The 18,866-nt window shown below is 42.3% G+C and carries 16 protein-coding genes; 3 read left to right on the top strand and 13 right to left on the bottom strand.

Going from position 1 to position 18,866, the window contains the following annotated elements; translation table 11 throughout:
* Positions 1-58: 58 nt before the first annotated feature.
* From K358_RS19510 to K358_RS0116060, 13 genes are all read right to left on the bottom strand, one after another.
* On the bottom strand, positions 59-517 hold the full coding sequence (locus K358_RS19510; protein ID WP_027697760.1) for a type II secretion system protein: 459 nt from the start codon (positions 515-517) through the stop codon (positions 59-61).
* A gap of 45 nt (positions 518-562) precedes the next feature.
* Positions 563-1,129, bottom strand: a complete 567-nt coding sequence (locus tag K358_RS0116005) for a prepilin-type N-terminal cleavage/methylation domain-containing protein (protein WP_027697761.1) — start codon at positions 1,127-1,129, stop codon at positions 563-565.
* A gap of 92 nt (positions 1,130-1,221) precedes the next feature.
* The gene (locus K358_RS0116010; RefSeq protein WP_027697762.1) at positions 1,222-1,683 is read right to left on the bottom strand and encodes a hypothetical protein; all 462 of its coding nucleotides are present in this window, start codon (positions 1,681-1,683) and stop codon (positions 1,222-1,224) included.
* A 231-nt stretch (positions 1,684-1,914) separates the two neighbouring features.
* Complete coding sequence (locus K358_RS0116015) at positions 1,915-3,135, bottom strand: type II secretion system F family protein (RefSeq protein ID WP_027697763.1); 1,221 nt, start codon at positions 3,133-3,135, stop codon at positions 1,915-1,917.
* A 10-nt stretch (positions 3,136-3,145) separates the two neighbouring features.
* Positions 3,146-4,873, bottom strand: coding sequence for a GspE/PulE family protein (locus tag K358_RS0116020; RefSeq protein WP_027697764.1), 1,728 nt, complete (start codon positions 4,871-4,873; stop codon positions 3,146-3,148).
* Positions 4,874-4,875: 2 nt separating this feature from the next.
* Positions 4,876-6,066, bottom strand: a complete 1,191-nt coding sequence (locus tag K358_RS0116025) for a tetratricopeptide repeat protein (RefSeq protein ID WP_027697765.1) — start codon at positions 6,064-6,066, stop codon at positions 4,876-4,878.
* A 2-nt stretch (positions 6,067-6,068) separates the two neighbouring features.
* Positions 6,069-6,911 (bottom strand): ExeA family protein, encoded by an 843-nt coding sequence (locus K358_RS0116030; RefSeq protein WP_027697766.1) that lies wholly within the window; start codon positions 6,909-6,911, stop codon positions 6,069-6,071.
* Positions 6,912-6,913: 2 nt separating this feature from the next.
* Complete coding sequence (mshL, locus tag K358_RS0116035; RefSeq protein ID WP_027697767.1) at positions 6,914-8,587, bottom strand: pilus (MSHA type) biogenesis protein MshL; 1,674 nt, start codon at positions 8,585-8,587, stop codon at positions 6,914-6,916.
* Positions 8,588-8,604: 17 nt separating this feature from the next.
* Positions 8,605-8,934 (bottom strand): hypothetical protein, encoded by a 330-nt coding sequence (locus tag K358_RS0116040; RefSeq protein ID WP_027697768.1) that lies wholly within the window; start codon positions 8,932-8,934, stop codon positions 8,605-8,607.
* The gene (gene gspM, locus K358_RS0116045) at positions 8,927-9,583 is read right to left on the bottom strand and encodes a type II secretion system protein GspM (RefSeq protein ID WP_083962846.1); all 657 of its coding nucleotides are present in this window, start codon (positions 9,581-9,583) and stop codon (positions 8,927-8,929) included. Before gspM ends, K358_RS0116040 begins: the two co-directional genes overlap by 8 nt.
* On the bottom strand, positions 9,583-11,010 hold the full coding sequence (locus K358_RS0116050; RefSeq protein ID WP_244875264.1) for an MSHA biogenesis protein MshI: 1,428 nt from the start codon (positions 11,008-11,010) through the stop codon (positions 9,583-9,585). The genes gspM and K358_RS0116050 overlap by 1 nt, the downstream gene beginning before the upstream one ends.
* A 47-nt stretch (positions 11,011-11,057) precedes the next feature.
* Entirely contained in the window at positions 11,058-13,049 is a 1,992-nt protein-coding gene (gene csrD / locus K358_RS0116055; RefSeq protein ID WP_027697771.1) for an RNase E specificity factor CsrD, read from the bottom strand.
* 139 nt (positions 13,050-13,188) lie between these two features.
* A complete protein-coding gene (locus K358_RS0116060; protein ID WP_027697772.1) occupies positions 13,189-13,713 on the bottom strand; it encodes a single-stranded DNA-binding protein in 525 nt (174 codons plus the stop codon).
* A gap of 311 nt (positions 13,714-14,024) precedes the next feature.
* Between K358_RS0116060 and K358_RS18650 the strand changes: the two genes are divergently transcribed.
* From K358_RS18650 to uvrA, 3 genes are all read left to right on the top strand, one after another.
* A complete protein-coding gene (locus tag K358_RS18650; RefSeq protein WP_051241349.1) occupies positions 14,025-14,675 on the top strand; it encodes a LuxR C-terminal-related transcriptional regulator in 651 nt (216 codons plus the stop codon).
* 143 nt (positions 14,676-14,818) lie between these two features.
* A complete protein-coding gene (gene galU, locus K358_RS0116070; RefSeq protein ID WP_027697773.1) occupies positions 14,819-15,670 on the top strand; it encodes a UTP--glucose-1-phosphate uridylyltransferase GalU in 852 nt (283 codons plus the stop codon).
* Positions 15,671-15,862: 192 nt separating this feature from the next.
* Positions 15,863-18,688 (top strand): excinuclease ABC subunit UvrA, encoded by a 2,826-nt coding sequence (uvrA, locus tag K358_RS0116075; protein WP_027697774.1) that lies wholly within the window; start codon positions 15,863-15,865, stop codon positions 18,686-18,688.
* Positions 18,689-18,866: the final 178 nt, after the last annotated feature.

Here is an 18,866-nt window from a genome sequence, read left to right on the forward strand (position 1 = left end):
ATGTAAAAGGCCAGAATAATACTGGCCTTCATTAGATATAAAATAACTACTAATATTATTAATTATTTAATACACAATTTTCTGCACTACCTAGCACATCAACTTTAGCAGGAATAGCTACACCACCACTTAATTGAGCCTCTGAGTATTGGACATAACAATCAAAACCAGCATATCCATAAGTATTTGCGCCAGAAATAGGTGTAGTCCAATCAGAATCTAGACCATCAACAACATCACCCAGAGTATCATTTGTTGGGTAACCGTATTTCACAGCAGTCGATACCCCATCCACTGTAATATAACCAGTTTCTTTTGACTCTTCACCAGCTACAGCCGCTTTACCGTAAGTAATACCAGCTGCGCCTTTCATTGCTCCAGCAAGGCCTTTAACTGCACTTACTTTCGCATCGTCTTGAAGGTTTAGGAATTTAGGTGCTGCAGTTACTGCAAGAATACCTAGAATAACAATTACAACCACTAATTCGATTAGCGTGAAACCGCCTTGTTTTTTCATAGTTTTATCTCTCTATATTTAATAGTTTACGATACAACCATTAAGTTATGGCTGTAAATTTACGGTCACACGACCAGTTTTCATTTCATACGTAAAGGAGTGGTTTGCTCCTTCTTGTTGAAAATAAACGCAAGAATTAGAGTCAGCTTTGGCTAAGTAGCGCACATCCTCTTTCTTGTCTTCTGCTGCTACATCTACCGCTTGGGTAAGGGGTGGATTTTGTAGCAAGTATTCCATCAACAATACACAACCGTGATTAGACATTGTAGTGGTGTATTTGCTTGATTCTTCACGAACCGACATTGGGTAACCATTCATGTAACCACTCAAACCCTTGGCTGAGTTATCGGTTAACCATAATGGGGAGCCGTCCAGTTCGACATAATTATAATTATAACGGCCAGATTGTCGCTTAGGTCGTTGTGCAACTTCCCATTGCGAGCGAGCCGACATAACGGCGGCGGTATAACCAGCTGCTACACCTTCTACACTGCTTTTTTTCGCTTCGTCTACAATGTGGAGGTATTTCGGTAATGCAATAATCGCGATAAGACTTATCACCACAATCACGACGATCAATTCCAACAAAGAAAAGCCAAATTGTTTTTTCATATCTTAATAGACCGCTGTTGGAATAGTACCATTGAAATCAAGAGCCTCAATATACATCAGATTTTTCTTACGCATCATAAAATAAAACAAATTTACTGATCAGCTTCTTTCACATCGACATGTAATGTGCCATGTAACAGTTGTAACTGTATTTTTTTCCCCTGAGGAAACTGATACTCACAGTAGGCAATGTTTTTTGCTCCTTCCACCTTATAAACACTGTACTCTTGACCAAATACTTTGCTATCTGGCCACAGTAGCAGCAACCATTTATCACAGTTAACCTCGCCGTTGGTAAGTGTAATTGGCCAACCTGACGATGTAAAATCAACTAAAAAGTCATCAATCACTTCGCTTTCTGGCTGCTTATCGAGCATCCAATCTTGGCGGTATGTGTTAGCACTACTCAGTATTTGCCTTTGCGCAACAATAAATGCCGTGCGTTCCGCCTCCGGTTCAGTCTTAATTTTCCATACATACAGCCAAGCAGCCATAATACAAAATACCACCGAACACCAGATGAAAAATTTTAACCGTTTGTTGGTATCGCTCATGGGTTTATTAGTTCCTAATATTAGGTTCCTAGTTTCTGGTCTCTTTTTTCGTGGCTCGTAGCTCGAGCACTTCGTTTCTCGTTGCTCGATCCGCGCTTTTGCTTTTCCGAGACACGATCAGCGTAGCACCCGAGAAACGAATACGTCTTTGTCTTCGCTTTTGCTCTCTCGCTACACGCAGCGAAGCGTTCTCGCCACTCGCAACCGCTTTTATTCTTTTTCTAGGGACTTTTACCCCCCCTTAATCACATCTAACATATTCCACATTGGTAAGAAAATACCCAATGCTAGAATCAGAACCATGCTTGCTACTATTACTAGTAAAATTGGCTCTATACGTGCAGTTAAGGTTTTCAGGTCATAATCGACTTCACGTTCGTAGAAATCCGCCACTTCAAGTAGTAGTTCATCGATGCGACCGGTTTCTTCACCGACGGCAATCATTTGAATAACCAGTGGAGTGAAAATATCGCTGTTGACGGCGGCGGTTGAAATATTACCACCGGCTTCAATCGAAGCTTTCATTTCCAATAAACGCACTTCTAAAAAGCGGTTACCTAGTGCCTCTGCGGCCAAGGCTAATGATTGGTTAATTGGCACACCGGCACGAAGCATCAAGGCGAAGGTTCGTGAAAATCGTGACATTTGTGCGCGGTTTACTATGCTACCAACCAGTGGCATGCGTAGTTTAAACTTATCCCACTTCTCTCGACCTGAAGCACGGCTTACCCAAGATTTAAAACCAAATATCGCACCAACAAATAATGCTAATAGTAATACCCAATAATCGACAAAGAAGTTAGAGGTGGCGATCAACATACGCGTTGGTAGTGGTAGATCGACCCCAAAGCGTTCAAACATTGAAGCAAACTTAGGAATTACCATGGTATTCAAAATCACCATCGCAATACCGATAAAACCGATTACAAAGCTTGGATAACGTAGTGCTTCTTTAATTCGCTTTCTGGTTTCAACTTCTTTTTCGTAATACTGGCTAAGTTGTAATAACGCCTCATCCAAACGACCAGTGTTTTCACCGACATGGATAAGTGAAACAAACAACGGAGTAAAGACCGCAGGGTGTAACTGTAAACAAGCAGAAAAACTACGACCATTGGTTAGCTCTATACTGACATCTTCTAATGCTTCTTTTAATTGCTTGTTGGTGCAGTTTTGAGTTAACCCTTTCATCGCACGCAACAAAGGAACACCCGCTTTGGTCAGGCTGTATAACTGACGACAGAAGATGATAAAGACTTCAAGCGGCACCGCTGTTGCAAATAGATCGGCAAGATCAAATTCTTTCTTTGCTTTGCCGCCTCTGCTGATTGATGTTGGTACTACCCCACGAGAAAATAGCGATTCTGCCGCGAGTTCCTCGGTTGGCGCGTCCACTTGTCCAGAGACTTGTCTACCTTGCGCGTTTCTGCCTTGATATTGATAAGTTGGCATTCAATATTCCTTACAGCAGAATCGGTTGTTGGTTAGCAGAAGAATCCCCTTCCGCAAGTACCATCACTTCATCTAAGCTCACGACCCCCTGTAGAGCCAGTTCCATTGCCGAAGCAAGTAGAGGTTTATAACCTTCGGTTTGACGAGCTTTGGCAGCAAAGCTGACAGCATCATTACAACGCAATGCATCCATCATAGGTTGGTCAAGTTCGAGTAATTCAAACACACCAATACGACCACGATAGCCAGTTAAATTACAGTTCTGACAGCCGATGCCTTTTTTAAAGCTGGCGCCTACTTGATTTGGGAAGCGAGTCGCAATCCATTGTTCCGTCGCGGCATCTGGGTAATGGTTATCACCGCAATCAGGGCAAACTTTACGAATTAGACGCTGCGCCATAACCGCACGTACCGCACTGGCAACTAAGTAACCCGGCGCGCCCATGTCCATCATACGGAGTGCACTGTCCACCGCATCATTGGTATGCAATGTTGATAATACTAAGTGACCAGTCAATGCCGCACGTAAACCAATTTCGACGGTTTCTTGGTCACGCATCTCACCGATTAAGATGATATCTGGATCTTGACGTAGGAAAGTACGTAAGACGGTTGAGAACTCTAGATTGATCTTAGAGTTTACTTGTACTTGGTTAACCCGAGGCAAGCGGTATTCCACCGGATCTTCGGCGGTAATGATCTTTTTACCCGGCTCATTCAGTTCCGATAACGCGCCGTATAAAGTGGTGGTTTTACCTGAACCAGTTGGCCCAGTAACCAATATCATACCATGTGGGCGACGCAGCTGTTGTCGGAAACGGATTAACAACTCTGGCGATAAACCTGATTCATCAAGCGATTGAATGCCCGAAGATTGGTTTAATAAACGCATTACCACAGATTCACCAAATTGTACTGGCATGGTTGAAATACGAATATCCACCGACTGACCACGAACTCGGATATTAAAACGACCATCTTGTGGTAAACGCTTTTCTGAAATATCCATGTTAGCCATTAGTTTTAAACGCAAAACCAAAGCTGAAGCGACGTTCACTTCATTCAATAAGGTTTCATGCAATACGCCATCAATACGTTGACGGAGACGTAGTACATCAGAGTCGGGTTCGATATGAATATCCGAAGCGCCGACTTGAATCGCATCTTCAAACAGAGAGTTGATCAGTTTTACTACGGTAACTTCTTCACTTTCGTCATCTTCAAACGCGAGATCAAAGGCGGTACTACCTTGGTGCTCCGCATGTAGCTGCTCGGCAAAGGAGGCAATTTCTTTGGTACGACGATAAAAGCGGTCAAAACAATTCAGAAGCTGCTTTTCTGAGGCAACCACAAATTCCAGAGAGTAATTACTTAACTGAGTTAGCAGCGACTCTTGTACCGCAAGGTCAGCAGGATCACTCATCGCAACACGCAATGCGTTACCGTTACGGCCAATTACTAAAGCACGCAAACGACGAGCATGTACTTCAGGGAGTAATTGCACCGCTTGAACATCAATATTGGCACGGCTTAGATCGATTAACGGCAGAGCAAGCTGCTGAGAAAGGAACGCCAGCATTTTCTGCTCAGTCAAAAAGCCTAAACGAATTAAAGTATCACCTAGCTTTCGGCCGGTTGATTTTTGTGAGCCCAGTGCGGTATCTAGCTGATCTTGCGAGATAACGTTTTCTTCAACTAATAAGTCACCAAGACGTTTACGTAGTTTAACTTGAGCCATGCTTAATCTGCTCCTTGCTCTAGAGATGTCAGAACATTAATACGATCACGAATAAAGGCTTGTGATTGTGATGACAAACCGACCTTGTTGATTGCCTTGGTGTAAGACTCTTTGGCTTCTTTTAGCTGTGCGCTGCGCTCTTGCTGGATACCTAGTCCAAGCCACCAGCGGCCATTTTCAGGATCACGCTGAGACAGCATTTGGTAACTTTGCAGCGCCCATTCATTATTTTTTAATTTCTGTGCCAGTGCCGCACGCATTGCTAAATATTTATCAGTCACGTCATCAGGAATGTAACCTAGGCTACTTAATGCCGCTTCTGGTTGGTCTTCTTTTAATAAAATTCCCGCCAAAGACATACGTAGCGCGGTGCTATTTTTATTAATCTTGATGCCTTCTTCGAGCAATTCCGCTGATTTACGAACTTGATTGTTACCGTAATACAGAGCAGCCAGTTTACGGCGGGTATTTTCATCTTCAGGTACGTAGCGTAACGCGGTTTGGAATTCGGCACTTGCGCCCGCAAAATCATTTGATTCTAGCGCTTTGTTGGCACGATCAATGGCTTTATCCGCCATTTGACGGTGAGTCAGTTCAACATGGTGTACTTGCATTGAAGACTCGCCTGCATCTTGAGTTGCAGTCGGTTGTGTATTATTAGAAGCCAGCAATACGCCGTCGCTAGAAGGTTTAGTCGCTACAGAAGCACGCTGAGGAGCGGGTGTATTTACCTTTTTCGTCACGGGTTGAGCTGCTACAGTTCTAGTCGCCGCAGGTTTCGTTGCTGCAACGGTTTGTACTGTCGATTGAGCCGCTTTCGGTGCTGGCGCAGCGGCCACTTTTGGCGCTTCATAAATGGTCGTATGAACAGGCTCAACCACTTTGCTGGTGTTACTTGGCATGCTCGGCGTTGATGTTACCGCGGCAGGTTGAACGAATTGAGTATCATTTTGCGTCATTACAGACGTTTGGATTGGATTCGGCGCGCTGCTTACCGCCCAAGCCCCAAGACCTAGACTTAAGGTAAAGCCACCAACCGCCCACACCAAACGAGATGATTTAACCGGAGCAACTTTGGCACGAACCAAAGCGTCAGCAGTATTTGTCACTGTCGCTGGTTCGTTTTGCGCTGACTTATTTTGAGCAGACTGCTGTTCCGCTAATTTTGATAAAGCGTTATTAATGGTACTCATGTTTAACTCCAACCCCATAAATATGGTGTCTTATATTTTGGTTTTCTAACATCAAAGGTGTCATGCAACGCACTAAACACATGGTGATTTCCCACCTGTTTGTTTTGTTCCATAAAAGCCATTAATAACGATTTATGACACACTTGATTAATCATTCGTGGAATGCCTTGTGTCGCTTTCCATATGGATTTTTTTAAGTGAAGGCTAAACACTTCGGCTTCGCCACCACTTTGAATCATTCGGTGTTCGATGTAAGCAACGGTTTCACTCATGGTTAGCGGTCTTAATTGGGCGCTAAAAGTAATACGCTGACGAAACTGACGTAGACTATGCTGCTGCAAACGTTCATCAAGTTCTGGTTGACCTAAAATCACCATTTGTAATAATTTGCGATGTTCGGTCTCTAAATTACCAAATAAACGTAATGTCTCTATCGCTTCATCACTTAATGCCTGAGCTTCATCAATCAGTGCTACAACTGAGCGACCACATTGATGTATCTCTAACAGTTTCAGGTGAATAGCATCCACCAAACTGACTGAATCAATATCACTCGGTAGCGATAATTCATGCGCTACTGCCTGCTTTAGTTCATGGCCCGTTAAAACCGGATTTGGTAAATAAATCAGATGAACATTATCTTTTAGTTGGTTGATCAGCATGCGGCAAACTAGAGTTTTACCTGTACCGACTTCGCCCGTTACCTTGACAATCCCTTCGCCCATTTCGACAGCACTTAGCACGGTTTGAATCGCTTCATAATGAGGTTCTAAACCGTGAAAAAGCGCTGTTGTCGGAGTCAGGCTAAAAGGTGCCTGACTTAAACCGAAGAAAGATTGATAGATCATTATTCAGAATCTGGGAACCATTCTTGTAGCAGGTCACGAGACTTCTCAACTTCTTGAGACCAAGTGTTAACCCCTACAACGGTTGGTTTAAGCAAAATAACCAGCTCTGTTTTTTTGGTTAACTGATTGGTATTACGGAATAGGTGTCCGAGCCCAGGTATATCACCTAAGAATGGAACTTTAGTCGTTTGATCGATCGATGCTGTACTCATCAAACCACCAATGACAATAACATCACCATCTTTAGCACGTACTACCGTATCAGATTCACGAATTGAGCTTTTCGCTAGTGGTAGCTGAAACGTACCGCCTTGATCGCCAAGGTCAATAGAGGTGTTATCCGTAGTCACATCAATAACCGCTGGGTGAACGTGCATCATCACGTTACCTTTATCATCGATTTGGGGGGTCACATCCAAAGATATACCTGAGAAGAATGGCGTTAAATCAACATTTTGTGCAACATTAGCGTTATCACCACTGCCGACTTCACCATCCACACCGGTTACGTAATATTTATCTTCACCAACTTTGATCACCGCTTTTTGATTGTTTGAAGCGGTTACGCGTGGGCTAGATAGGACGTTTAAATCACCTTGAGTCGCCATGAAGTTCATCACCGCAGTAAAGTTACCATCGCTGATCACCATATTAGTGCCACCACCGAGTAGATCACCAATCGTATTAAGCCCAGGGACAATCCCCGCACCAGATGTACCACCAGAAATAGTCGTACCACCAATCGAACCACTTAGATTTGACCAGTTGATACCTTGTTGGTAGCCATCGCTTAATGTCACTTCCATGATTTTCGCCTCAAGTACTACTTGGCGATGTAGGCGTTTTTGTGAAGTCCCTAGAAAAGCTTTTACTTCACGCAATTCATTTGGATAAGCGCGTACCGTTATCACCCCTGCTTGTGGTGATACAATGACACTACGACCACTTCCTGACCCCACCATTGACTTCACAGCTTTTTGTAGTTGAGGCCAAAAATCACTTTTATTAGTGGTTTCGATGCGAGTACCGCCAGTCGCATTGGTTTCAGTCGACATACCATCATCGCTGCTGTAGTCATCACTATTGGAATTGCTACTACTACTGGTTGTCGATGAGTTGTTGCTACCGCTACTGTTACTATCATCGTCATCATATTCAGATGTAACCGAGCCTGTCGTAATTGTCGTCAGTGACATGCCACGGCGTTTAAATTGTAGGTAGTCAACAGGAATGGTTTCAGTTCGTAACCCAGCTGGATACACTTGGATCACTTTACCGTTTTTCACCACGTCATAACCGTAAATATCGCGTACTGAATCAAGCACTTCATCTAATGTGACATCTGAAAGGTTTAAAGTAACTTGGCCTGCCACATCTGGGTGTACGATCACGCTGTAATCGGTGCCTTGCACTAAGCTAGCAAAGAAGGTTTTAGCATTCACATTTTGCGCTTGTACACGGAAACGCTTAACCGATGAATTAGCACTGGAGCGAGAGCCATCAACATCTGGCATAAGATCAGCTTGAACGGAATCGGGTAAGTCATCAACCGAGCTGCTGTTATTCTCATTAACGGCTTCATTTAAGGCGTGCTTAATTTCTGTGGGATCTCTGTGTCCCATAGAGCAACCTGCTAACGAGGCAATCATGATACTTAAAATGAGTTTACGCATAAGTTAACCTTGAAACCTTAATATTTTACCTGAGAAAAGAGCTCTAAATTCCATGTTTTAGACCCTCGAGTTAGAGTGACGTATTCACGGCTTATATCAGCCACTCGGTAACCACTTACCGATTCTCCTTTACTCACTATTCTATTATTTAATATTGCTCGGCATTGACCACCACCATCATTACAAATAATGCTTTGTAGTGATGGTACGCGGTAATAAACAGGCTCAGGCTTAGCGGCTGGTGTTTTGCCTGTCATCCAATCAAGTGGTGCAGTTGGGTCGTCATCTTGCGCCATTACGTTGCCAGACACTATCAAAAGAAGACTTAATATAAAGGTTCTAGCCACCAATAAACTCCTCTTTAGCCCCTAAGGTATACACTACTAATTGCAATTGAGCTTGCGGATATTCAATAACTTGGTAATTAAAGCTGCGCCAGTAGTATTTCACTTTCATCTGCTCTAATTCGGCAAGGTACTCTAAAATATCAAAGTAGTTACCTGTTAATTCAATTTTCACCGGATGGATGTAGTAACCAATATCTTCATCGGAACCATCACGCGTAATTGGCTCACTCGGCAGAGACGTTAAAGAAACCAATTTCAGTTGGTGAGTTTTCTCTAAAACTTGCTCAAGTAATTCTGCCATACCACTCGGTGTCACAAGGCTATCAACAACGTTAGATAAGCGTAGTGATAGATCCTGACTTTCGGTTAATAACACGGTGTATTCTTTATCAACGTCTTTATCTGGATCTTGTTTTAGTTTGTATTTGATTACTTCAATATCACCTTGCAGCTGACCGATTTGACCTTTTAATGAGGCTAATCGAACCGTTTTAGCGTTATGGTCAACTTGGGCTGGCTCTACCGCAAAGGTGTATAGCAAGAATAGAACGGCAATCCAGCCCGCTGCAGTTGTCAGCCATTTTTCACGTTGAGAAAGTTTGGCAAACTTAGCACTCAGTTCTGCCCATTGTTGTTTCAATTGCTCCATTAGTCTTCATCTCCTGATTTTGAACGTAAGGAGAAGATCACTACGTTATTTTCATCACGACTAATCGATAAACTTTCGAATGTACGACCGACTAAGTTCATTTCATTTTTAAACTGTTGCACCCAACTTGGGATCACTTCTGGCGATTTCGCTAAACCTTGAATATTCATTTTGCCATTTTTGATATCAATACTGGTTAGTGAAATATCGCTTCGATCTATCGACGACAAGCCAGACATTATGCCGGAATAGCCCACTTGGAGTTGCGAATCAAAGCTCGAAATAACTTTCAAAGACTCTTGCTTAGTTTTGACATCTTCACGTAAACGATCAACCGCCGCGAGTTTTGCTGGAGACGGTTTATGAGCCGCCAGTTTTTTATTCAATACAGCAACTTCGTTAGTCAGTTCAGTTGCCTGACGGTTTGCTACTGTAATCTGCTCATCTAGTTGGTGATTTTTATAACTATAAACACTATAAATCACCATCATAATCAAAAATATAGCAGCCCAACTGGCGGCAACGATATCCAGATTAAACCTGTCTTTCTTTGGTTTAAGGTGCTCTGGGTATAAGTTAACGCCCTTCAGTCCAAGCTGATAAGCCTCATAAACTAACACTTCACCGCTTTTTTGCGTCACATCAGACAGTAGTAACGGTTCAACCATTACATTTAGTCGTTCTTGCAGCGCTTCTCGTAACTCTTCGGTATTTTCATCATCACAACAGATAAATAGCTTATTAATCTGAACTTGTTTTAACTGTGCTGATAGGTAGTCCATTGAGCGCTGTAGCTCAAGCGCCAAAGCATCAATTTGTAATGAACTGGCGAATTCACCGGTAATTGGCGATTCAACACCACGCACAGTTCTTTGAAAAACTGAGCTTTGATTAACAAAGGCGCCAATTTTAAAATCACTGTTTTGTGAGCGATGTAATAGCATAAAAGCAGGTACATCAGAACGCGCGTGCGCCCACACTTCATCTTCTGGTGTGATGTTTAATAATTTAACACTACGGTGATCAAGCACTTGCTTTAGTTGCTCAACAAAACGCTTAATGACAACGTAAGCTTGTATTTTATTGCTATCGGCGAGCTCAACCCCATCCGTGACAATCTCATTGACACGCTCTGTAATCAGATCTTTCAATAAGAAAGGCAAAGCAACCGGCCATTCTTCTTTAGGAACAGCCGGTTTATCAATATGGTAGCTTTGGTATAAATGAGAACCTAAAGTCACGGTAGCATTCAAATTTTGACATTTATGCTCTTTTAGCGCTGAACTTAAAACGAAATCCCAATTATTATCCGTTAACTCATGAAAAGAGGCCACCTCCAGGCCAGACTCGGGATCAACTTTAGATAAGTAAATACCTTCACTTAGCATAACAATGCTGAGCGATGATACCTCCGGACCTCTATTCATAAAATTCTGGAGCATTGAGTGAATACTCATAGGTAGTTTAAATCCCTCTATTTACGCCAACGGTTTCTTCGACCAGGCTTAATCACGCGTGCTGTTTCTGTAGTAGGTAGCAGTTGTTTTTCCGCTACAAAATAGCGCCCTTGAGCACCATCTAACCCTAATTGAGATAAGACAGACCATTCACTTTCGGTCTCAACGCCTACCGCTATAACTTTAGTATTACTATCAATACAAGAGCCTAGTATGCTGCGAATAAACAGTTGATTTTCACTTCTTCTATCGATTTGCTTAACTAAACTACGGTGCAATTTTAAATAACTGATCGGCAATATTTTGATGTAATGAGTACTAACAATGGTTCTGCCAACCTGGTTAACTATGATTTGGCACCCCAAGCCTGAAAGCATTTTTAGAACCGGGCGCATAACATCTAAGTCCGTCACTAAGTTCCGCTCAATAAAAGAAAAACTCAGCCGTTGCCTTGCTTCTGCTGGAAGTTGCAATAACTCGTCTCTCAGCCAACGTCGATAGTCTTTTTTCTTAAATGGCACCGTAAATAAATTCACCGCATAACGGTTTTCTAGCCATTCAGATTTCAACTGACTAAACACAGTTTTGAGTATTGCTTGATCCAAAATTCTCTCGTAACCAACTTGTTCAATTGCTGTTAAGAAACGAGAAGCTTTAATTATGTCACCCTTCTCATCTGGAATTCTGGTGAATAATTGATAGTGTTCTGTGATTTTTTTGCCGTCATTTTCTATTAGATAACAAGGCTGTTCATAAATAAATAGCTTATTTGGACTTAAAGATAAATCAAATAGATTTCGCCAGCGGACTCCACCACGATATTCTACCGTTTTATGCTTATATTTCTTAAACTTAGCCCAACCGTTAACGCCTTCTAGTCGGGCACTTTTTACTGCTGTTTCCGCTTCATCGACGATCTTCCCGCGACGCTCTCCTTGTGAAAAAATTGTTGCGCCAATGTGGCACCAGTTTTCAGCGTCTAATTCGCTCGGAATCTCGAGCTTTTTAAGCTGATTAATACACTGGCTTGCTAGGGTTGATATTTCTTTTTCAGATTGATGGGGGATCAGTAATGTGAACTGGCCACTGTAATAACGAGCAAATACCGCATTCGGAAACTTTTGAGTTAAATTCATCAATACTTGACCGACAGTCACCAAAAATGCTTCGTATTCGGATTTTTCAGAAGTTTCAACCAACTCATCCCAGCCATTAATTTCAACGGCTAGCACTCCACCACTCGCACCAGTTTCTTGTAGTGCAGAAGTCAAACGACTATCGAATAACACTCGATTCGCCGCTCCAGTGAGCTTATCTAAGAACGTATGAGTGCGAATGAAAGTATCAAATCGACTACGCTCTTGTCTGGCATCATTTAATTCTTCAATCAACTGGGTTAGTGCTTGACTGGCAGAGTATGGGAATTCTCGCTCATCCCCTTTGGTGTACTGCTCTACCTGTCCGGCTAAAATCATCCGGCCGCGTTCTTCAAGTAGTTCAGAGCCATACAATTGATCTCTTAACCACTGTAATCCTTTCAATAAACAAAACATCACTAGCACAACTGCCAGTGTTAACGAAAAGAATGCTTCAAAAGAATAACTATTGTTGGCGTAAGGTGGCACCACTTTAAATTCAGCAAAGTAATTTTGATTGCGCTCAAGTGGATAAGTTTTTTTATACAGCAACAATTCATCTTGTTGCAGCAGATGTTTATTTTTGAAGGTATAAATCACACCTGCTGGAGAGGTAATTTGCAACTCTCCAACATCGCTAGCCTGCAACAATTTGGGCAGCCAATGACGCATCGCATCAAAATCTTGTGGCGTGGCTAACTCTTGATCAATAATCGCAGTCACACGCTGCAAGCTTTGATCGACATATTGCCCACCCATTTTTTTAAAGGTAAACACACCACCCACGAATAATATAAACATGGCACTCACAACAATCATGGTGACAAAAGCAACCAAGCGAGTACTTAGTTTTAATGTTGGAGTCGGGTTCATTTAAGTCGAAGTTCCATATCGAGTGAAGTCACTTTGGTATATCTAATTGTTATAATAACAAAAAAGCCGCATTTGAGATGCGGCTTTTTATCAAATCGTGCGATAACGAACATTTTTTATTCAGTTAAACATACTGAGATTAAAATGGAATGTCGTCATCAAAATCCATTGGTGGCTCGTTATATTGAGGAGCTTGCTGTTGTGGTGCTTGTTGCTGAGGAGCACGCGGCGCAGATTGTTGCGCTTGTGGTTGCTGCGGTTGACCCCAGTTACCTTGGTTGCCACCGGCTGCTGGTGCTTGCCCGCCTTGAGAACGGCCACCAAGCATTTGCATTACGCCATTAAAACCTTGTACAACGACTTCAGTTGTATAACGATCTTGACCACTTTGATCTTGCCATTTACGTGTTTGCAGTTGACCTTCAACGTAGACTTGAGAGCCTTTACGTAGGTACTCACCAGCCACTTCAGCTAGCTTGCCAAACAAAGAAACGCGATGCCATTCAGTTTTTTCACGTTGTTCGCCTGTTGCTTTATCTCTCCATGTTTCAGAAGTCGCAAGGGTAATGTTTGCAACCGCACCACCGCTTGGTAGATAACGAATCTCTGGGTCGTTACCTAGATTTCCGACTAAAATTACTTTATTTATTCCGCGGCTAGCCATGTTCTGCTCCGTCTTAATACATTTCAAAAATAGCTGTCGATCATATCATAATTTATACAGCTAACGGTATAATAATATCGCCTCAACTCACTTTGAGATTAGCCTTCATGTTCACGATAACCAATAGCGAAAGTCACCACTTACTGAGTAAACTTCCAAAGCATTCATCATAAATTATTGAATTCCATGAATCTCTTCTCAAAAGCAAGAATAGTATAAAAAACCAGCATAAGTTTATACTATTCAAGCTGCAAGTTTCATACAGTCGCTATATTAAAAATCAACCGCGTTATCAAGAAGGGTCTGCTGACATGACTTGCCAAAATCAAGAAACCTCCGTGTATTTGCTATCACCATTTATTGAATCCAATGACGCTTTTATCTCAATAGTCAAAACACTGGTTGATATTCAGTTAAAGATTATCAATTACGATGAAGTGTCTAAAATCTTACATCAGCCAGAACCTTACGTTCTGCTTGTCGATGCACGCTTTACCGAAGAAGAATTATTCAATCTACAGACTCATCCTATTTTAAAAAAAGCTCAAGCAAGCGCTCTTATCTTCGCACCTGAAAAAGCTAATTTAGTCCTACTCTCTCAATGGTATAACTTGACTGGTTATTTTTATCATTCAACATCCAACGAGCAGTTTTGCGACGAGCTTATACAAATGATCGCCGGGCATAACCGCCTACCTAAGCTACTATTAATAAAACTATTCAAACACTGGCAAGCTCTTAACCACCAAAAAGCCAATCCTACTATAAAGGCTAAGCTATCATTGACCCGCAGAGAGTTAGAAATTTTGACTCACTTACAAATAGGTCAATCGAATCTAGATATTGCGGATTCACTATTTGTCAGTGAACATACAATTAAATCGCATTTATATCGAATTTTCAGAAAACTTAATGTCAACAACCGTAGACAAGCTATCAACTGGGCTCAACTCTACCTATAAGTAGTTTTCTAATTTAGTCATACTTCGACAATTGATAATCGATATTGCAGAAACCTAACCACTCATTTGCTATATTTGTGTTTATTATACGAAAAATGCTATTTTATCACGTAAATACATTTCATTTATACAAGGTCTCAAACATGATCAAAAAATGTCTATTCCCTGCTGCAGGTTACGGCACTCGTTTTTTACCAGCGACTAAATCTATGCCAAAAGAAATGATGCCGATCGTTAATAAGCCGTTAATTGAATATGGTGTTGAAGAAGCCATCCAAGCAGGTATGAATGGCATGTGTATCGTTACCGGCCGTGGTAAACATTCATTGACCGATCACTTTGATAAAAACTATGAATTAGAGCACCAAATTAGCGGTACTAATAAAGAAGAACTATTAGTTGATATCCGTAATATCATCGACAGTGCTAACTTCACTTATATTCGCCAACGTGAAATGAAAGGTTTGGGCCATGCAATTTTGACTGGTCGTGAATTAGTCGGTGATGAACCATTTGCTGTAGTACTGGCGGATGACTTATGTGTTAACCCTGACCAAGGCGTTCTAGCACAAATGGTTGCACTGTATAAGCAATTTCGCTGCACTATTGTTGCGGTACAAGAAGTACCAAAAAATGAAGTCTACAAGTATGGTGTGATTGCCGGTAAGATGATCAAAGACGATCTTTACCGTGTGGATGACATGGTAGAAAAACCAGAACCAGGCACTGAACCAAGTAACTTAGCGATCATTGGCCGTTACATCATGACGCCTGATATTTTTGAATTAATTGAACAAACAGAACCTGGCAAAGGTGGCGAACTCCAAATTACCGACGCCCTGCTCAAGCAAGCTAAATCAGGGTGTGTTCTAGCATATAAATTTAAAGGTAAGCGTTTTGACTGTGGTAGCGTTGAAGGCTACATCGAAGCGACTAACTACTGCTACGAAAATATGTATCTAAAAGATAAAGATGCTACGACAAGCAAGAAGTAACCTTCTTTAACTCGCAAGCTTTTTTAGGTCGTAATAGATTCATTGCTATTACGGCCTTTGTCTTACGCCTCAACAATACTGTATTTTTATACAGCTAACTATTTCCACTTTTAATAACCTATGTAATACTTATCCAATACTCAACCAATACACAGATTGGTATCACTTCTATCATTGATGAGAGCGTGAAGCATGGAAACAATTGAAGTTCGCGGAGCCCGTACCCATAACCTGAAAAATATCAACCTGACCATGCCACGTGATAAGCTTATTGTTATCACTGGGTTATCGGGTTCTGGTAAATCTTCGCTGGCTTTTGATACTTTGTATGCTGAAGGCCAACGCCGCTATGTTGAGTCGCTTTCTGCCTACGCTCGCCAGTTTTTATCGTTAATGGAAAAGCCCGATGTCGATCATATCGAAGGGCTATCACCTGCAATTTCCATCGAGCAAAAATCAACCTCACATAACCCTCGCTCAACCGTGGGTACCATTACTGAAATTTACGATTATTTACGTTTATTGTACGCACGTGTCGGTGAGCCGCGTTGCCCAGATCACAACACTCCATTAGCAGCGCAAACTATTTCACAAATGGTCGATAAGGTATTAGAGCTACCCGAGAACAGTAAGCTTATGCTGTTAGCACCCATCATCAAAGAACGAAAAGGGGAACATGTAAAAACGCTACAAAACCTCGCAGCTCAAGGTTTTATCCGCGCACGCATTGATGGTGAAACTTGCGATCTTTCTGATCCACCGCCTCTTGAGTTACATAAAAAACACACGATTGAAGTAATAGTTGATCGCTTTAAAGTACGTGATGGACTGCAACAGCGTTTAGCTGAATCTTTTGAAACCGCGTTAGAGTTATCTGGCGGTACTGCCACCATTACTTGGATGGATGATTCACAGCAAGAAGACATTATTTTCTCTGCTAATTTTGCCTGCTCGCATTGTGGCTATAGCATGCGTGAGCTAGAACCACGTCTATTTTCCTTTAATAACCCAGCAGGCGCTTGCGAAACCTGTGATGGACTGGGTGTTCAACAGTACTTTGATGCAGAGCGCGTGATTCAAGATGAGAGTTTAAGCCTTGCTAATGGTGCAATTCGTGGCTGGGATAAAAAGAATTTCTACTACTTCCACATGCTCACTGCACTATCAGAACATTATGGTTTTGACCTACAACAGCCATTTAACAAGCTACCTAAGAAAGTCCGTGATGTGGTATTGCATGGTTCGAAAAAAGAAGAAATCGAATTTAAGTACGTTAATGACCGCGGTGATACTCGAGTTAAACGTCACGCTTTTGAGGGGATCCTAAATAACCTTAACCGTCGTTACCATGAAACAGAATCAAACTCAGTGCGTGAAGAATTGTCTAAATACATCTCTAATAAGTCATGTTCTAGCTGTGGTGGTGCGCGTTTAAAAACTGAAGCTCGTCATGTGTTTATTGACAATACTGCGCTACCTCAAGTGGTAGAAATGAGTATTTATGGTGCGCTGCAATTTTTTGAGTCATTAAAACTCACCGGACAACGTGCTCAGATCGCGGAAAAGATCTTAAAAGAAATCAATGATCGCTTAAACTTCCTTATTAATGTCGGTCTAAATTACCTCAATTTATCGCGTAGTGCTGAGACACTTTCTGGCGGTGAAGCGCAACGTATTCGTCTCGCCAGCCAAATTGGTGCTGGCCTTGTAGGCGTCATGTACGTGCTCGATGAACCGTCGATTGGCTTACACCAAAGAGATAACGAACGCCTACTGAAAACCTTAATTCATCTGCGTGACTTAGGTAATACGGTTATCGTTGTCGAGCATGATGAAGATGCCATTCGCGCTGCCGATCACGTAATTGATATTGGCCCGGGAGCTGGTGTCCATGGTGGTAATGTGATTGCCGAAGGCACGATGGACGATATTCTCGCTAATCCTAATTCTCTTACCGGCCAATATTTAAGCGGCGCTAAGCAAATTGAAGTGCCAAAAAAACGCACACCAATGGATAAAAAGAAAACCGTTGAACTGATTGGCGCAACAGGTAATAACCTGCAAAATGTCAACCTATCCATTCCCGTGGGCTTATTAACCTGTGTGACTGGTGTATCTGGTTCAGGTAAATCAACGCTAATTAACGATACTTTCTTTAAAATCGCTCACGCCCGCTTAAATGGCGCGACCACCGCAGAGGCTGCACCTTATAAAAAAATTAATGGCCTAGAGCACTTTGATAAAGTCATCGATATTAACCAAAGTCCCATTGGCCGGACCCCACGTTCAAACCCTGCCACCTACACTGGTATTTTCACTCCGATCCGAGAATTGTTTGCCGGCACGCAAGAGTCTCGTTCTCGTGGTTACAAACCGGGACGTTTTAGTTTTAACGTACGTGGAGGTCGTTGTGAGGCCTGCCAAGGTGATGGTGTTATCAAAGTAGAGATGCACTTCTTACCGGATGTATATGTACCTTGTGATGCCTGTAAAGGAAAGCGTTATAACCGTGAAACTTTAGATGTGCGTTACAAAGGGAAGAGCATTGATGAAGTGCTAGAAATGACGGTCGAAGATGCTCACACTTTCTTTGAACCGGTACCAGTGATTGCCCGAAAGCTGAAAACTCTGATTGATGTTGGCCTTTCTTATATTCGACTTGGTCAAGCGGCGACCACTTTATCTGGTGGTGAAGCTCAGCGGGTTAAATTAGCAAAAGAACTATCAAAACGCGACACTGGTAAAACCTTATATATTTTGGATGAGCCAACCACAGGGCTGCATTTCCACGATATTCAACAACTACTAAACGTTCTACATCGTCTGCGTGATCACGGCAATACCGTGGTGGTAATTGAACACAACTTAGATGTGATTAAAACGGCCGACTGGATTATCGACCTAGGTCCTGAAGGCGGCAATGGCGGCGGTGAAATCATCGCAGCAGGCACACCAGAGCAAGTGGTTAAGGTTAAAAGGTCACATACTGCGCACTTTCTTAAGCCGTTGTTGAAATAAGAAACCTGGTTCCTGGTTCCTGGTTCCTGGTTCCTGGTTCCTGGTTCCTGGTTCCTGGTTCCTGGTTCCTGGTTCCTGGAGGATAGCTTTCCGTGAAAAGCCATATTAAAGCAAGCGCAAGTATCTATTTATTAATGCGACAACTACCTAGGAACTCGGGACCAGGGCCTAGAAACCC

This window comes from Vibrio litoralis DSM 17657, from assembly GCF_000426765.1.
Classification (GTDB): Bacteria; Pseudomonadota; Gammaproteobacteria; order Enterobacterales; family Vibrionaceae; genus Vibrio; species Vibrio litoralis.

What these genes read in the sequence shown, in the direction of transcription:
- K358_RS19510 (WP_027697760.1), bottom strand. Translation starts at nt 517, where the DNA reads ATGAAAAAACAAGGCGGTTTCACGCTAATCGAATTAGTGGTTGTAATT.
- K358_RS0116005 (WP_027697761.1), bottom strand. Translation starts at nt 1,129, where the DNA reads ATGAAAAAACAATTTGGCTTTTCTTTGTTGGAATTGATCGTCGTGATT.
- K358_RS0116010 (WP_027697762.1), bottom strand. Translation starts at nt 1,683, where the DNA reads ATGAGCGATACCAACAAACGGTTAAAATTTTTCATCTGGTGTTCGGTG.
- K358_RS0116015 (WP_027697763.1), bottom strand. Translation starts at nt 3,135, where the DNA reads ATGCCAACTTATCAATATCAAGGCAGAAACGCGCAAGGTAGACAAGTC.
- K358_RS0116020 (WP_027697764.1), bottom strand. Translation starts at nt 4,873, where the DNA reads ATGGCTCAAGTTAAACTACGTAAACGTCTTGGTGACTTATTAGTTGAA.
- K358_RS0116025 (WP_027697765.1), bottom strand. Translation starts at nt 6,066, where the DNA reads ATGAGTACCATTAATAACGCTTTATCAAAATTAGCGGAACAGCAGTCT.
- mshL (WP_027697767.1), bottom strand. Translation starts at nt 8,587, where the DNA reads ATGCGTAAACTCATTTTAAGTATCATGATTGCCTCGTTAGCAGGTTGC.
- gspM (WP_083962846.1), bottom strand. Translation starts at nt 9,583, where the DNA reads ATGGAGCAATTGAAACAACAATGGGCAGAACTGAGTGCTAAGTTTGCC.
- K358_RS0116050 (WP_244875264.1), bottom strand. Translation starts at nt 11,010, where the DNA reads ATGAATAGAGGTCCGGAGGTATCATCGCTCAGCATTGTTATGCTAAGT.
- csrD (WP_027697771.1), bottom strand. Translation starts at nt 13,049, where the DNA reads ATGAACCCGACTCCAACATTAAAACTAAGTACTCGCTTGGTTGCTTTT.
- K358_RS0116060 (WP_027697772.1), bottom strand. Translation starts at nt 13,713, where the DNA reads ATGGCTAGCCGCGGAATAAATAAAGTAATTTTAGTCGGAAATCTAGGT.
- K358_RS18650 (WP_051241349.1), top strand. Translation starts at nt 14,025, where the DNA reads ATGACTTGCCAAAATCAAGAAACCTCCGTGTATTTGCTATCACCATTT.
- galU (WP_027697773.1), top strand. Translation starts at nt 14,819, where the DNA reads ATGATCAAAAAATGTCTATTCCCTGCTGCAGGTTACGGCACTCGTTTT.
- uvrA (WP_027697774.1), top strand. Translation starts at nt 15,863, where the DNA reads ATGGAAACAATTGAAGTTCGCGGAGCCCGTACCCATAACCTGAAAAAT.